General features: G+C 61.1%; 12 protein-coding genes. 4 read left to right on the plus strand and 8 right to left on the minus strand.

Features of this window, described 5'->3' with window-relative positions; genetic code table 11:
* Nucleotides 1–299 precede the first annotated feature (299 nt).
* Complete coding sequence (locus NW807_RS02055; protein ID WP_414425157.1) at nucleotides 300–896, plus strand: protein-L-isoaspartate(D-aspartate) O-methyltransferase; 597 nt, start codon at nucleotides 300–302, stop codon at nucleotides 894–896.
* 74 nt (nucleotides 897–970) lie between these two features.
* On the plus strand, nucleotides 971–1,156 hold the full coding sequence (locus NW807_RS02060; RefSeq protein ID WP_414425150.1) for a hypothetical protein: 186 nt from the start codon (nucleotides 971–973) through the stop codon (nucleotides 1,154–1,156).
* Here NW807_RS02060 and NW807_RS02065 read toward each other — a convergent pair.
* From NW807_RS02065 to NW807_RS02085, 5 genes are all read right to left on the minus strand, one after another.
* Nucleotides 1,153–1,722, minus strand: a complete 570-nt coding sequence (locus NW807_RS02065) for a peroxiredoxin (protein ID WP_414410583.1) — start codon at nucleotides 1,720–1,722, stop codon at nucleotides 1,153–1,155. The genes NW807_RS02060 and NW807_RS02065 overlap by 4 nt on opposite strands.
* Before the next feature lie 41 nt (nucleotides 1,723–1,763).
* Complete coding sequence (locus tag NW807_RS02070) at nucleotides 1,764–2,270, minus strand: GNAT family N-acetyltransferase (RefSeq protein ID WP_414393119.1); 507 nt, start codon at nucleotides 2,268–2,270, stop codon at nucleotides 1,764–1,766.
* Between the two features lie 188 nt (nucleotides 2,271–2,458).
* Complete coding sequence (locus NW807_RS02075) at nucleotides 2,459–2,611, minus strand: hypothetical protein (RefSeq protein WP_414393121.1); 153 nt, start codon at nucleotides 2,609–2,611, stop codon at nucleotides 2,459–2,461.
* A 646-nt stretch (nucleotides 2,612–3,257) separates the two neighbouring features.
* Nucleotides 3,258–4,007 (minus strand): precorrin-2 C(20)-methyltransferase, encoded by a 750-nt coding sequence (locus NW807_RS02080; RefSeq protein ID WP_414410586.1) that lies wholly within the window; start codon nucleotides 4,005–4,007, stop codon nucleotides 3,258–3,260.
* A 20-nt stretch (nucleotides 4,008–4,027) separates the two neighbouring features.
* The gene (locus NW807_RS02085) at nucleotides 4,028–4,471 is read right to left on the minus strand and encodes an STAS domain-containing protein (RefSeq protein WP_414393124.1); all 444 of its coding nucleotides are present in this window, start codon (nucleotides 4,469–4,471) and stop codon (nucleotides 4,028–4,030) included.
* A gap of 371 nt (nucleotides 4,472–4,842) precedes the next feature.
* Between NW807_RS02085 and NW807_RS02090 the strand changes: the two genes are divergently transcribed.
* On the plus strand, nucleotides 4,843–9,690 hold the full coding sequence (locus tag NW807_RS02090; protein ID WP_414425151.1) for a translocation/assembly module TamB domain-containing protein: 4,848 nt from the start codon (nucleotides 4,843–4,845) through the stop codon (nucleotides 9,688–9,690).
* Nucleotides 9,691–9,810: 120 nt separating this feature from the next.
* Here the strand turns inward: NW807_RS02090 and NW807_RS02095 are convergent, their stop codons facing one another.
* The 3 genes from NW807_RS02095 to NW807_RS02105 all read right to left on the minus strand — a co-directional run bounded on the left by NW807_RS02095 (nucleotide 9,811) and on the right by NW807_RS02105 (nucleotide 12,643).
* The gene (locus NW807_RS02095; RefSeq protein WP_414425152.1) at nucleotides 9,811–10,095 is read right to left on the minus strand and encodes a hypothetical protein; all 285 of its coding nucleotides are present in this window, start codon (nucleotides 10,093–10,095) and stop codon (nucleotides 9,811–9,813) included.
* Between the two features lie 14 nt (nucleotides 10,096–10,109).
* Complete coding sequence (locus NW807_RS02100; protein WP_414425153.1) at nucleotides 10,110–10,946, minus strand: hypothetical protein; 837 nt, start codon at nucleotides 10,944–10,946, stop codon at nucleotides 10,110–10,112.
* Nucleotides 10,947–11,194: 248 nt separating this feature from the next.
* Complete coding sequence (locus tag NW807_RS02105) at nucleotides 11,195–12,643, minus strand: carotenoid oxygenase family protein (RefSeq protein ID WP_414425154.1); 1,449 nt, start codon at nucleotides 12,641–12,643, stop codon at nucleotides 11,195–11,197.
* 161 nt (nucleotides 12,644–12,804) lie between these two features.
* Between NW807_RS02105 and ffh the strand changes: the two genes are divergently transcribed.
* Nucleotides 12,805–14,238 (plus strand): signal recognition particle protein, encoded by a 1,434-nt coding sequence (gene ffh, locus NW807_RS02110; RefSeq protein WP_414425155.1) that lies wholly within the window; start codon nucleotides 12,805–12,807, stop codon nucleotides 14,236–14,238.
* Nucleotides 14,239–14,267 lie beyond the last annotated feature (29 nt).

Consider the following 14,267-nt stretch of genomic DNA (forward strand, 5'->3'; position numbering starts at 1 on the left):
TTCGCTAGCAACGACTCACCCCGACGGATTTTGGCCACCCTGGGCCCTTGCAGGACCGGGGCTATGGAATTTCCGGGAGAAATTTGTGGCAGCAGGTTTAAAAGTGGGCCAGGATCGAGGTGAGGGATCCCAAGTTACGGCGCAGCATTCCAGGGAAATCCGGGCAAGCTGTTAGCTTTGGAGGTTAGGCGCCAATGGTAAGGTTGTTCTCGTCCCTCTTTAGCAGGACGGGTGGGGTTCGCCTTCCTCAGCCCTGTGCCGAGAGTGGCTTGGATCCCTGGGCTGACCAACGGGAACGGATGGTAAGGGAGCAGATCCTTCAGCGCGGGATCCGGGATCCCCGGGTGCTGGAGGCGATGCGCAAGGTGCCGCGTCACCTCTTTGTTCCCCCCGAGCTGCGGGATCGCGCCTACAGAGATTGCCCCCTGCCCATCGGCTACGGCCAGACGATCTCTCAGCCCTATATCGTTGCCTTTATGACCGAGGCAGCCCGCCTCACGCCTGAGTCGGTGGTGCTGGAAATCGGCACTGGTTCCGGCTACCAAGCGGCCATTTTGGGTGAGCTGGCCCGACAGGTGTACAGCGTGGAGCGACTGTCTCCCCTAGCCACCCGCGCTCAGCAAACTCTGGCCTCCCTTGGCTACCGCAACGTGGAGGTGCGTCAGGGAGATGGCTATCAGGGCTGGCCGGAACACGCCCCCTACGACGCCATTGTGGTTACAGCCGCACCCCCAACCGTGCCGACAGCGCTTCTGGATCAACTGGCGGTGGGAGGTACCCTAGTGGTACCGGTAGGCGAAAGCAAGGCATCCCAGTCCCTGCTCATTCTCCACAAAACGCCGGAAGGAGTGGTGCAAAAGGAAGCTTTCCCCGTGCAATTTGTGCCCATGGTCTAGGGCAGGGGTTAGCAAAGGCCGCGATCTGACTAGGAAAGCGATAAGCTAGAGGAGCTGAGGCAACCACTGCAGCTATGGAGCCAGCGGAAATTGCCGCCCTAAAAGAGCGCATCAGACGTATTCGCGAGCGCCGGCCCGTCCTGGTCAAGCTTTTGGAAAGGCCGGATCTCAGGGACTTGCGCGTCGATGTCAACCAAGCCTTAGAGGAGATTGACGAGCTGCTGCAAGAGTTCGAGCAGACCTTTGGCCCCCAGGACTAGCCCTTCTTGGTAAGCTCCTGCAGTTGGGCCAAGACCTCGGCGCTGTGCCGGTAGGGGTTGACGATTGGGTAAATAGCCCGCAGGATCCCATCGGGATCAATGAGAAAGGTGTTGCGCAGGGCCATATCCCCCATCCACGAGCCGTAGGCGCGGCTAACCGTGCCCTGGGGATCCGACAGCAAAAGAAATTGCAGCCCCTCTGCTAGGCAAAAACGGCGGTGGGAGTCCACCGAGTCGGCGCTTACGCCCACAATCTCCGCTCCTAGGGCCTGGAACTTGGGCAGATCCTGCTGGAAGCGGCGGGCCTCGATCGTACATCCGGCAGTGAAGTCGCGGGGGTAGAAGTAGAGCACAACCCACTTGCCGCGAAAATCCGCCAGGCGCCGCACCTGGCCCGACTGATCTGGCAGTTCAAACTCCGGCGCTGGGGCTCCAATCGAGGGCAGGGGAGTAGTGCCCCACTGGGCAAAGGCGGCCTGAACCCCTCCAAAGCTAACCAGCAAAGCTACAAACAAAGCTACAAATACGGCCCCCCAGCCCCTCCTGCTTACGGTCTCAACGTCCACGGCAACGCCTCTCTCGCCTTTTCCCTCTAGTTTACATAACTTTACGGCAGCCACTTGCAGAGCAAAAGCTGGGGTGGGATCCCCAGCCACTGCCAAAGCTGAGGGGTGCGCTCGAGGGGCACGTAGCCCAGTTGGGTGTAGAGTTGCTGGGCGGGCAAGTTATCTTCCAGGACGTGCAGCTGTAACCGGCGATAGCCCCACTTCTGCACTACCTCCTCAGCGCTGAGCAAAAGCTGTCGCGCAATTCCCTGCCGTCGCCACTCTGGCAGCACCGCCAAGTTCGAAAGGTAGGGATACTTCCCGTGGGCCATCGCCCGCAGCGAGATCTCAGCAGTCCCCACCACTTTCGCCCCCACCGCCGCCGCTAAGCAGCAGTAGTAGGGATCCCTGGCTGCCAGCTTGAGGCGTAAATCCTGACGAATGATCCGTTTGTGAATGGGGTGCAGCCAGCGTTGCAGGCCTAGGGGCGGGTAAAAGACCTGGGCAAGAACCTCCACCACAGGATCCAGGTCGACGGCTGTGGCGGGATAGACCACGAGGGAGGGCACTGTGGAGGGAGCGCTTACGTATCCCTACCATTTTCGCAAACAATGCGAAGTGGCGGCCCTTGTCCGAGAACCGCCACCCCAGAACCAAAGCCAGAGCTTAACAGCCCTGAAACGAAGACCAACCCGCTGGCCACCTCTTAGGAGCTCAACCCCTGGACGTGGCAAACCCCTCTCCTTCCCCCCTCGTCCTACAGCTCACCGGCATAGCGAGCCGAGCGCTTGCCGCGATAGCGATAGATATCATCTGTGATGGGCTGGTAGCCGACTTCCACTAGGTCGGACTTGGCAGGGGTGAACACGCGAATAACTGCTCTTGCAATTTTCGACAGAAAGGTAAACATAGAGACCCCCCACCTCAAGAAATCTCAAGTTTTACTAAAAATCTTGGCTCGCTAGAGCCTGCAGGAGGAGCACCTGAACCTCACCGAAGCACCGGTTTTCCACGTCTTCTCCAATCTTCGCTGATTCTTGCTGGAGACTCGAAATAGCAGGCCGGCGCTTCCAGAAGCAGCAGAACTTACTGTCTTTTCACCACTCCAGACGAGGTAAGCGACCCCTCACGCTACAGTGCCTGGCTTCAGTAAACCCAGCCGCTATTTGATTTAGCTCCCATGTCCCTTAGCTTGGGGGAAAACCTGTCGGAGAGGCCAGGTGCTCCACTAGGCAAGACAACCCCTTGCTTGGTACACCTGCCAGCACAGCCAATTGAGAGCTTACGTGGGATCAACTTGAGAGGTTGTTTTGCTGGCAGTTTTGAGGCTGAGCAAGTTGCAAGCCGGTGTCTTACCTTTCCGCTGGATCTACCTCCTTTCCTGAATCACTACACCTCTAATCTAGCCCAGGCCGCCTACCCCTGTAGCGGCTGGCAACTGTTTTTAACAGTTTATGTTACTTCTTCAATTTGATTTCCATCTTTCTTCACGGGTAGTACACGCAGATCCTGCGGTCAAATCTTCTTGCTTTTTCTCCTGGAGAAAAGCTCATTTTTTAGGAGCTTTTTGGCAAGTCAGCCACTCGAGGAGAGCTGCGATTCTGAGGCCACAGGATTAATAGGGAAAAGTAGGGGGGGCGGTAGTCGGCCAATCCGTCGAGGGTGGGGAAAAGGGCTTGCTGGGGCCAGCCGGCCCAGACCACTAGGCTAGCCCGCTGCAGCCAGCCTTTTTCGGCCAGCCACTGCCAAACTTGGGGGTAGACGGAAGCCACCTTCATGAGGACAACCACCTCAGCCCAAGCACAGGCTTCCTCCAGCTCTGCTAGGGCAAAAAGAGCGGGCAAAATTGCCAATTTCTCGGGGCCGAGGGCCAAAGGGGATCCCAAAGCCGCCGCAGCAGCCAGAGGAGAGCATACCCCCGGTACGACCTGGATGGGCAGGTCAGGGAGCCGCTGCCGCAGGGCCTGGGCCAGGTAGGCAAAGGTGCTGTAGAGGCCCACATCCCCTTCGCAGACAAAGGCCACATCTTCTCCCTGCTCCAGAAGGGGAGCTAGTTGCTCGGCAGCCGCCTCCCACGCCGCCTGGAGGAGCTCAGGCTGGGTAACAAAGGGCAAAGGCAGGGGCAAGAGCGTTTGTCCCGGTTGCAGCCAAGGACGCACGATTTGGTAGGCCAAACCAGGCTGGCCAGCAGCATTTTGGGGACAGGCCACCCAGTTGACAGCCTGGAGAACCCGAACAGCTTTTAGGGTCAGCCACTCGGGATCCCCGGCGCCGGCGCTGATGCCCCAAAAAGTCCCCAGACCCATTCCAATATCCCAGCAGCGGCCTAGGAAGCTTCGCCCTTGGGCTCCTCCGGGCTAGATCCGGCGGCTTCGGAGCCAGCCTCAGAGGGGGGAGAGGCCTGCTCGGAGCGCCTTTTGCTCTCTGCAGCTAGATAATCCAAAGCTTCCTGGAGTGAATTGCGCAGGGACAAGAACTTCTCCAGCCGCACCAGCTTTACCGTTTGGGTAATGCGAGGATTGCTCACTACCTGGAAGATGCCCCCGCGCTCTTGCACCAGTTTGGCCAGTTGCACCAGGGCACCGACGCCGGAGCTGTCGATGAAATCGATCCCTGTCAAGTCCAGGATAAGGTTGGGGGATCCCTTTTCTAGGTGCCTGGTGACCACTTTCACGAACACCGGCTCAGAGAAGGCATCCAGAAGGCCAGCTAGGTGGAAGACCTGGCAGTCTTCCAGGGCCTCGTGGCTACCACGCAAGCTAACTGTCAAAGACAGAGGTTCCGGAATGGCTTCTCTCCTTTATCTCGACTGCTCCAAAAGGCTTATACAACCTTATACAACACACCAGGGGACAAAACTGTAAGCCCCTCGTACTGCTCCCTACTTACGTGGTAGCTCACACTGCCCTGCCAGGGGGATCCCCCCGGCAAGCTGGGGGTGTAGACAGACCACCCGTGGGCCTCATTGTAGAGGGCTGGATCAAGCAATGTCCATGGGCAGGGGATTGCGGCTGGGAGTAGGGATTTCTTCTCTCTGGCCCCTCATGGCAAGCCAGGAGTCCTTGGGTAGGATGGGGGCAGCTTTGGCTATCCCCAAGGAGGGCTTCTCAAGGGGTGTGCTTTGGATCCTGAGGGTAGGTGTTGGGCGAAGAGCGACGCAACAAAGAGGGTGAAGTGCCGCAGCGACCCTTTCCCCTCTCCTCCAAGACTTGGGCAAGGATAGGGGCAGGCCTGGGTTTGGGCTTGACGGCTGCCGCCTTTGGCGCCGCCTGGGGAACTGGCATCTACTTTCAGAACCAAGTGCTGCCCCAGGTGGAAGTTACCCTCTCGCAGGCAATGCGCCGGCGGGTGGAATTGGGAGAGGTGAGGCTTGTGGCTCCCTGGGGAGTGCGGCTGGGAGAAAGCTTCATTGAACACTTGGCCAGCATTGGCTCTATTGACCTCAGCCCCGACTTCTGGACATGGCTACAAACCGGCGAGTGGGTGCTCAATGTTACCCTAAACCAGCCCCAGTTGCTGCTCATGGAAACGCTGGATCGCGGCTGGGCAGACGTGCAGTTTCAACTGCCTCAAGGGGAGGGATCCCTGCCCTTGCAGGGGTTGAACATCCGTTTGCGGGGGGGATCCCTGACGGCCATCCCCTTAGTAGGGGAGCGACGGCAGTTCGAGGGGCTGCAGGGCCAGGTGCAGGTGAGGCTGAGTGCCCTGCCGGGGGAGAAAGCCGGAGGACGAGCCAGTTTCCAGCTTTCGGCGGTCCTGCGCCCGCTGGCAGGTAGAGGGAGGTACCCTCTGCAGTTGCGGGGGGTGGCGGACTTTGCCCAGGTTTCTGGTTCGGTGACGGTTGCTGCTGCTCGCCTGCCTTTGGATCTGCTGCCCAGCATCTTGCCGGCAGCGCCTTGGGCGGAGGTGGAGGGGGAAGCTAGTCTAGCTCTGCAAGTCCTTTGGGGAGGAGAAGGGACGCCGTCCCGCTTGCACAAACGCCCTTTGGAGTTGACGGGGCAAGCCCAGGTTCAGCAGGCGCGGCTGAGGCTGGAGAGGTTGCCTCGTCCTTTTGAGGAGGTGAGGGGCTCTGTTCGCTTTACCCTAGAGGAGCTGGAACTGGAGGGGATAAGCGGCCGCTTTGGCCAGCTTGCTTTTGAAGATCTCAACGGCTCCATCGCCTTCAGCGACAAGGGGTTGGATCTGCAAGCCGCCATCGCCCCGGCCAGCCTGCAGCAAATCCAGGAGACTTTCAACTTCAAGCTGCCAGTGGCGGCAAAAGGGGTGGTGGCGGGATCCCTGGCGGTCACCGGCCCTCTGGAGGGGCCGCAGATCCAAGGGCAGTTGCAAGGGATCTCGCCAGGTCGGGTGGATCGCCTGCCGGTGCCGCAATATGCTTTTGGCTTCCGCTTAGCCGACCAGACCTTGGCCTTTGAGGCCATTGACTTGCAAGCTGCAGGCGGACGCCTCGAGGGATCCGGCCAACTGCAGTGGGCTAGCGGCTTGGCAGGCCAGTTTGATCTGCAGGTTACCGCAGCCGACGCGGGGCAGGTGCTGTCCCTCTACGGCGTCAACCTGCCACAGAGGGGCAAGCTGCCTTGGGCGGGGCGGGTAACTGCTCAGGCCCAGGTGGTGCTGGCAGGATCCCAGCCCCAGGTGGAGGCCACTTGGGAAATCCAGGGAGGGGAGCTCGCTGGAAGAGGACAGCTGCAGATCCTGCCTGGCAGGGACGGCTGGGTGGTGGAGGTGCCCCAGGCAGTGTTGGCCGTAGGGGAGGGCCGGATCCAGGCGGCGGGGCGGTGGGAGGCAGGACAGCTCCAGGCGCAGGTGGTTCCTCAGGCTGTGCCGCTGGCGTTTTTCAACCCGCAGTGGCCGGGATCTGTCTCTGGGGAGCTGAGGGCGCAGGTGGACACAGGGAAGGCGGCGGAGGTGGGTCTCCTGTCGGCGCTGCGGGCCCAGGGATCCCTGACCCTGTCGCGGCTTGGGGAGGAAAATGGGCTAGTTGACTCCATTAGAGGCCAGGTGGCCTGGGATGGCGGGGGCTTGGCAATCCAAGCAGCAGAAGTCTTGGCCGACACCACCCGCTTGGGCAGAGTAGAGGGGCGCATCCTCGCGGATCCGCAGACCTTGCAGGTGGGGTCTCTAGATCTCAACTTTGCCGCTGACGGGATCCCCCTAGCCAAAGTGCCCGGCTTGCCGCCGAGGGTGGCAGGAGTGCTGCAGGGATCGGGGCGGCTCCGCGGATCTCCGGACAACCTGCAGGTGGCCGGCGAGGCCAAGGTGCGCGGCTTGCGGGTGGGAGAGGTGGCCTTTGCTGACTTGGCCGGGCCCTTTCAGGGGTCTAGCCAGGGGATGACAGTGGAGCTGAAGGGGACGCGGGAGCGGCTGGCGCTGCAGTTGGATCCCCAGTTTCGGCCCTTGCAGTTCGAGCTGCAGCTGGGCGAGGGGGAACTGCGCGGCCAACGCCACCAAGGTAAGCTTCAGGTGGCGGCGAACCGCTTGCCGCTGGCTCTACTGGGGGGAGTGGCTGCTGGGCCGTGGGCCAGTCTGCAGGGGAGCCTCGATGGGGAGGTGACCGTTGACCTGGCAAGCGGCGCTACCCGAGGACGGGCAGCGGTGGCAGATCTGCGGCTAGGGGGGATCGAAGCCCAGGGCCTCTCCGTGGATTTCGCTTACCGTCCTGGAGACAGCTCCAGCCCCTCTCGCCTGACCATTGCCCAAGCCCAACTGGAGCTGTTCGAGAGCACCTACACCGCCAGCGGCACCCTGGAGCTGCCGGCGGCCTCCTTCCAGGCTGCTTTGAAGCCCGCCTCGGCGCTTCCCGTTCCGCAAATTGACCTGCAGATCCGCACCCGCCAGGGTCGCCTGGAAGACATTGTCTCTGCCTTTAAGTGGCGGCAGTGGCAAGACCTCGCCACCCGCGGCCTGCAATTGCCCCCGCTAGGCCCTGCTGCCGTGCTAGAGACAGAGCCGGTTGGCCTGCCCGGTTCTCCCCTGCTGCAGCAATTGGAGCACTACGCCCAGGTCCTGGCCGCCCACCTGGAGGCCTTGGCCAGCCGCATGGATCCCCGCATCCCGCCACCCACCAGCTTGCAAGGAGAATTCCAGGCCAGCCTCAGCTTGGTTGGCAGTCTCGACCAGCCCAGCGTCAGTTTTCACCTGGAGGGCTGGAATTGGCAAGCAGAGGAGTTTAGGGTCGAAAGCCTCACCGCTGCCGGCAGCCTAGTCGAGGGGGCGGTGGTGCTACAGCCGCTGCTGTTGCGCAGTGGGGAACGCCAAGCCCTTTTCACCGGCAAGTTGGGTCTGGAGGAGCAGTCGGGATCCCTGCAAATTCAGGGGTTTCCTCTGGCTTTGCTGGATCGCTTCTTGCCCGAGGGGCTGGAACTCCAAGGGGATCTCAACTTGGATGTGGAACTAGCGGGCAACCTGCGGGATCCCCGGGCCCGCGGCTCCCTGAGGGTGGTGAACGCCCGGATCCACCAGGTGCCGCTGCGGGAGGTAGAGGGGCAATTTGACTACAACCAGGGTCAACTGCGTCTGGAGGGTGCTCTCCTAGCCAACAGCGACGAGCCAATCCGCCTTTCCGGCCTGGTGCCCTACACCCTGCCCTTTGCCCAGGTGCGGGCTGTCTCGGATCAGATTGACCTTACCCTGCAAGCCAAGAAGGACGGCCTGCGCCTAATCAACCTCTTCACCGACCAGGTGCGCTGGGAAGGTGGCCAAAGCCAACTGGAGCTGGCCATCCGCGGCACCTTGCAAGAGCCTAGCCTGCAGGGAAACCTCAACCTCAGCTCCGGGATCCTCAAGCTGGCTGCCCTGCCGGAGCCTATCACCAACCTGACCGGCCAAATTGTCTTTAACCTCAACCAATTGGAGGTGCGGGAGCTACAGGGACAGGTGGGGGGCGGATCCCTGGTGGCTCGAGGGGTTTTGCCTGTCAACTCCCGCGGCGCCCTGCAGATGGACGAAACCTCGCCACCCCTAACGCTGCAACTGCAAGGGATCCAGCTCAACCTGCCCAATCTCTACACCGGCCGCTTGGAAGGCAGCGTATTGGTGGAAGGCTTGCTCTTGCGTCCTTTGCTCGAGGGTCGTCTAGAGGCCTCCCATGGGATTATCGAGGTCAGCCGCCGCCAAGCGGCAGCTCCCGCCGACTCGACTCAGGCAGATCCCTTCTGGCAGCCGCGGCTGAACGGGCTGGAGCTGGTCTTAGGGCCCGGGATCCGCGTGCAGCGCCCCAACCTGTTTGAATTCAACGCCACCGGCAGCTTGCGCCTGTTCGGCACCCCCTCAGATCTCCGCCCGGCGGGCACTATCGCCCTGGAGCGAGGCCGCGTCAGCCTGCCCATTGCCAACTTTCGCCTGGATCGCTCCCGCCCCAACACCGCCACCTTTGACCTGGACAACCCCTTCGATCCTTTCCTCAACCTGCGTCTGGTGACCCAAGCCTTCGAGGTCTACCGCTTTCCCCAGGAGCTGTCTCCCTTCGACACCAACCACAACCTGCCGGGATCCCAGCAGAGCATCGAGATCTTGGCCACCGTCAACGGGCGGGCCAGCCAGCTTGCGGCTGCGGATCCCCGCAACGGGGTTTTGACGCTTTCTAGCAGTCCCAGCCGCTCCCCAGAAGAGATCGTCGCCCTGCTAGGAGGAACAGCTTTGGCCCGACTCAATCCAGAAGCAGGGGTGGCCGGGCTGGCGGGAACGGCCCTACTCAACGATGTGGTGGAAACGCTGGGGGACACCCTTGGCCTGGATGAGGTTCGCCTCAGCCCCGTTCCCCCAGTTGACACCCGTGCTCCCAGACGCTCCTCGGTGGGCCTGGTCCTGGAAGTAGCCCGCGATCTGGGGCCGACCACTTCCGTCTCCGTGCAACGCAACCTGACGGATCCCTTGCAGCCCACCCGCTACAGCGCCCGCTACCGCCTCAGCGACCAAACCCTCACCCGCGCCAGCACCGACTTCCAGGGCAACAACACCCTTTCCATCGAGTTTGAGACCCGATTTTAAACCTACTAGAAGAAACGGACGTGCTAAGTTGCTAGCTTGTTTCGTTGGCGAGGTTGCCCAGGGTGCCACAAAGCTGCTCCGCAGCACTGTCCCGAAGGAGGGCTAGAGGAAAGCCCTAACTCACTCTTCTTCTGGCAACTTGGGAGGAGGCTCATTCCACCTAGGCTCGTCCAGGATAGCTTTTTTGGTTTGTTTGAGTTGTTTCCACAGCTCTTTAATTTGGCGGTAGGCTTCTTCTGGGGTAATCTTGCCCCCTGTCTCTAAGCTACAAATTAGGGACACCTTATGGCTGAATTCTTGTAAATTGGCATCAAAAACCAAGTTCTGCGGCTTGACCTCGCCCCAGTAGGGGTAGCGGGGGGAGATGAATTCATCTTTGCTGGGAGGAGGGTTTGACTCTGTCATGGCGAAGGTAGAAACTATGGACGTTTCTTCTTAGTGGGCTTGGGAGGTTTGGCTGCCTTGGCGGGATCCAGCGGCAGGCCAGGTTGACTGGGGAGCGGTTGTTGCGCGCGCCTTGGGGCGCTGGGAGGTTTCTTCTTGGGTTTGGAAGGGGAAGTTGAACGTTTTGCCTGGGGCTGTGGCCGCTCTCTGGGCACAGGGCCAATAGGAGTTGCTGACTCTATGTAGAGCTGGGAGCCGCGGCGGCGCGCCTGCAGATCCCAGAAGATACCTACTCCTTTGCCTGGCAGGGATCCAAGGAGGCGCAACTTAAAAGCCTGGGGCGCTGCCGGCAAAGCCGATCCTGCTTGCTGCTGGCTCCCCGGCCTAGCTACTTGCTGGTCGCTGGAGCTAGCGGCTGGCAGGGGATGAGTAGGGGAGGGCAACTGAGAGTGGGAGCGGCGAATTTTGACGATGATGAACCCTCTCTCCTGGGATTGAAAAACGACCTCGCCGCGAATGGAAAACCAGTCCGGCACCACCCTTGGGCAGGATCCCTCGGGCAGGGTTTGCCCCATTTCCTCCGGGGCCCAGACTCCCATCAGCTGGACGTGGAGATTTTGGCCTTTGTCGCGGGTGCGGGGATAGACCACCCACAGGTAGTTGCGCTCCGGCCTTAGGTGCTTGCGCACTAGGCTCATCACCCGGCCCAGGAGGACAGCATGGATATCCAGACCATCTGAGGTGCGCAAAACCCCCCGCGTAAAGCGATCTGGGGAAGGAATATACTGACCCTCAATGAGGCCAATGGCCCGATACTGCATCACTTCCCCTGGGGGAGGGATGGGCTCTAGGCAGGGTCGCTGTCTTGCCACCGTTGCTTTTTCTCCCGACGTGGCGGCATCACCTAAGTTGAAGAAGGTAGAGGCTACTTCCCCCTCTGAGACCGGCAGATTGCTAACGCCAACCGTTGCTTCTAGTCCAGGGGAGCTCTTTGGCTCTGGGACTGGGCTTAGACGCTGTAGGGAAGGTTCCAGACCAGAGGCCATTCTGACACCCCCCCGCGGGAATTCTGACTCCCAGTCTAACACATAGCCTCTCGCCTACTGGCGCGGACAGGGCTCTAATCCGGCTCAGCCCAGAGGCAGGGGGTAAAGCTGCCGTGAAGGCCATAGGGAAGGTGATGCCGCAAGGGGATCCGCGCCACTGGGCCGGCTGCTAGGTTAGCAGCTTCTAGGATCGCCACCTGCGAGCGCTGACTGGCTGCATCAAAGACCACTGTTACAACCCACCCGGCTTCCTCCGCAGCGTCTTCGGGATCGGGGATGAATACCGGCTCTCCCACGAAGCCGCGGGGGGCAAAGCTGTACTGCTCGCTGCGGCCTGTTGCGGTGTCCAGCTTGAGGATGGCCTGCAGGGGTGCGTTGGGGCCGGGAGCATGGGTAGCGCCAACGTAGAGGTAGCGGTGGGGTCGGCCAACGCAAGCCGGGTGGATAGCCGGGAACTCCACCGAACGATCCAGAAGCAGCTCCCGCTTGACTTTGCCTGCCTTGGGATCCAGCTCAAACCGCCATAGCTTGCCCGCTGGCACCTGGGCAAAGTCAATCTGCAGGTAGTCGGCTCCGGGCTCCAGGGCGGGGTAGGTCTCGTAGACGACGGCATCGACTAGGACCTTTTCCCCTACCTCGTAGCCGTTGACAAAGTGAAAGACAAACCCCGGCTCCGTTTCCAGGTGCAGCGGCTTCCCCTTGGAAGGAAATAGCCAGATACGGGTGGGCTCCCCTTTTTTGAGGGTCAGGCAAGTTCCGGCTGGCTGCAGGCCCAGCATGTAGGGCCAGGGGTTGAAGGCCACAGGATTTTGGAAAAAGATCCAGTGGCGGGGCGTCCAGACAAAGTCGTGCAAAAAGGCAAAATCCGGCAGGCGGTAGTCCCACTTTTCCACCAGCCGCCCTTGGGGGTCAATGCGGTAGAATAGAAGCGTAGAGGGGGGGCCCGTCCGCACCCCAAAGGCCAGGAGATCTCCGGTTTCTGGATGGCGGCGGGGATGGGCTGTAAACGGCTGATTAGGAGCAAGGGCACCGCCAAAGGTCTCGACCCCCTCGGTGGCCAAGGTGGCTGGGTTTAGGCGGTAGGGAGCGCTGGCTTCCCAAAGGGCTAGGAGCTTGCCGCCGTGGTAGATGACGTTAGTATTGGCCGGATTTTTAAAGCGCAAATCGAGAAAATTGGCCCACCAGCCTCCTGGCTTCTGGGTGCCGAACACGCCGCGGTAGAGAACTCGGCCAGCTTTTTCCTCTGCCTCAAACTCCGGTGTGCGCACAAACCGGTTGCGGAAATGCACCCGCCCTCCCACAAAGGTGATGGCGCAGACCATGCCGTCGCCGTCGAAGGGATGGCCATAGCGCTGGGATCCCGCTTCCAGCTTGCCAGGCCCGTTGCGAAAGAGGGTTCCCTGCAGTCGTTCAGGGATCCGCCCCTCGATCTCCGTTACCCAGTAGTCGTACTCCTGGCGCAAAGAGCGATAGCCCAACTGCCAGTCGGAGATGCTGTAGGAGCAAGAAGCAACACTGACCATGGCCAGTCTGCAAGCGACGCCTTCTATTGTTGCTTAAACTTTCGTAAAGTCGCTAGCCTTCCTCGGCCTAGGTAGCCGCTGGGGCCGGGATCCCCAAGCTGGAGCGGCTCCAACTGGACTATGGTAGGAAATGCCCTAGCAGCCCTTGACCAACAGCACCCATGTTTGATGTCCTTGCCGAAAAGTTGGAACTGGCCTGGAGAAAGCTGCGCGGCCAGGACAGGATCACCGAAACCAACATCCAAGAAGCCCTGCGGGAAGTGCGGCGCGCCCTACTGGAGGCCGATGTCAACCTGCAGGTGGTCAAGCAGTTCATCGAGGAGGTGCGGCAGGCAGCCCTGGGCGCTGAGGTGATCCCGGGGGTAACGCCGGATCAGCAGTTTATCAAGATTGTCTACGACGAGCTGGTGAAGGTGATGGGGGAAGCCAACGTGCCCCTTGCCCAGGCCGAGCATCCCCCCACCATCGTGCTCATGGTTGGCTTGCAGGGATCTGGCAAAACCACTACTTGCGCCAAGCTGGCTTTGTATTTGCGCAAGCAAGGCAAAAAGCCACTGCTGGTGGCAGGCGACATCTATCGTCCAGCGGCCATCGACCAGCTCAAGAGCCTGGGCCAGCAGATCCAGATCCCCGTCTTCGAGCTGGGCAAAGCGGATCCGGTCGAGATTGCCCGCCAGGGGGTGGCAGCTGCGCGGGGACAGGGCTACGACTACGTTATTTTGGATACCGCCGGTCGCCTCCAGATCGACCTGGAGATGATGGCAGAGCTGGAGCAGATCAAGGCCGCGGTGCAGCCCCACGAGATCCTGCTGGTGGTGGACGCCATGATGGGGCAGGAGGCGGCCAACCTCACCCAGGCCTTCCACGAGCGGCTGGGCCTTACCGGCGCCATCCTCACCAAGCTGGACGGCGATACCCGCGGCGGGGCAGCTCTTTCCATTCGCCAGGTTTCCGGCCAGCCCATTAAGTTTATCGGGGTTGGCGAAAAGGTGGAGGCCTTGGATCCCTTTTACCCGGATCGCATGGCCTCGCGCATCCTGGGCATGGGGGATATTCTCAGCTTGGTGGAAAAAGCCCAGGAGGAAATCGACCTGGGAGATGCCGCCGCCATGGCAGAAAAGATGATGACCGCCCAGTTCGATTTCAACGATTTTCTTAAACAAATGCGCCTCATCAAGCGCATGGGGTCTCTAGCCAGCTTGCTGCGGCTAGTGCCGGGAATGAGCAAAATTAGCGACGAGCAGCTGCAAAAAGGCCAAGAGCAACTAGCCCGGGCGGAGGCCATGATCAACTCCATGACGCCAGAGGAGCGGCGCAACCCGGATCTGCTGGCCCGCAGCGTCAGCCGCAAGCGGCGGGTAGCCCTGGGCTCTGGCCACAAGCTGGAGGATGTCAGCCGCCTGGTGAGCGATTTCCAGCGCATGCGCGACATGATGCGCTCCATGAGCATGGGCGGCTTTCCGGGCATGCTGGGCGGACGGGGCCCGCTGCCGGCAGGTGGCCCCCAATGGCGAGGGCGTTCGCAGTCCAGCCGCAAGCCAGACAAAGGGGGGGGCAAAAAGGGGGGCAACAGCCGCGGCTTTGGCAGCAAGTGAGCTGAGCCTATGCCTTTCCACGTCGTCTT

This window comes from Synechococcus sp. R70.1, assembly GCF_047461675.1.
Taxonomy (GTDB): domain Bacteria; phylum Cyanobacteriota; class Cyanobacteriia; order Thermostichales; family Thermostichaceae; genus Thermostichus.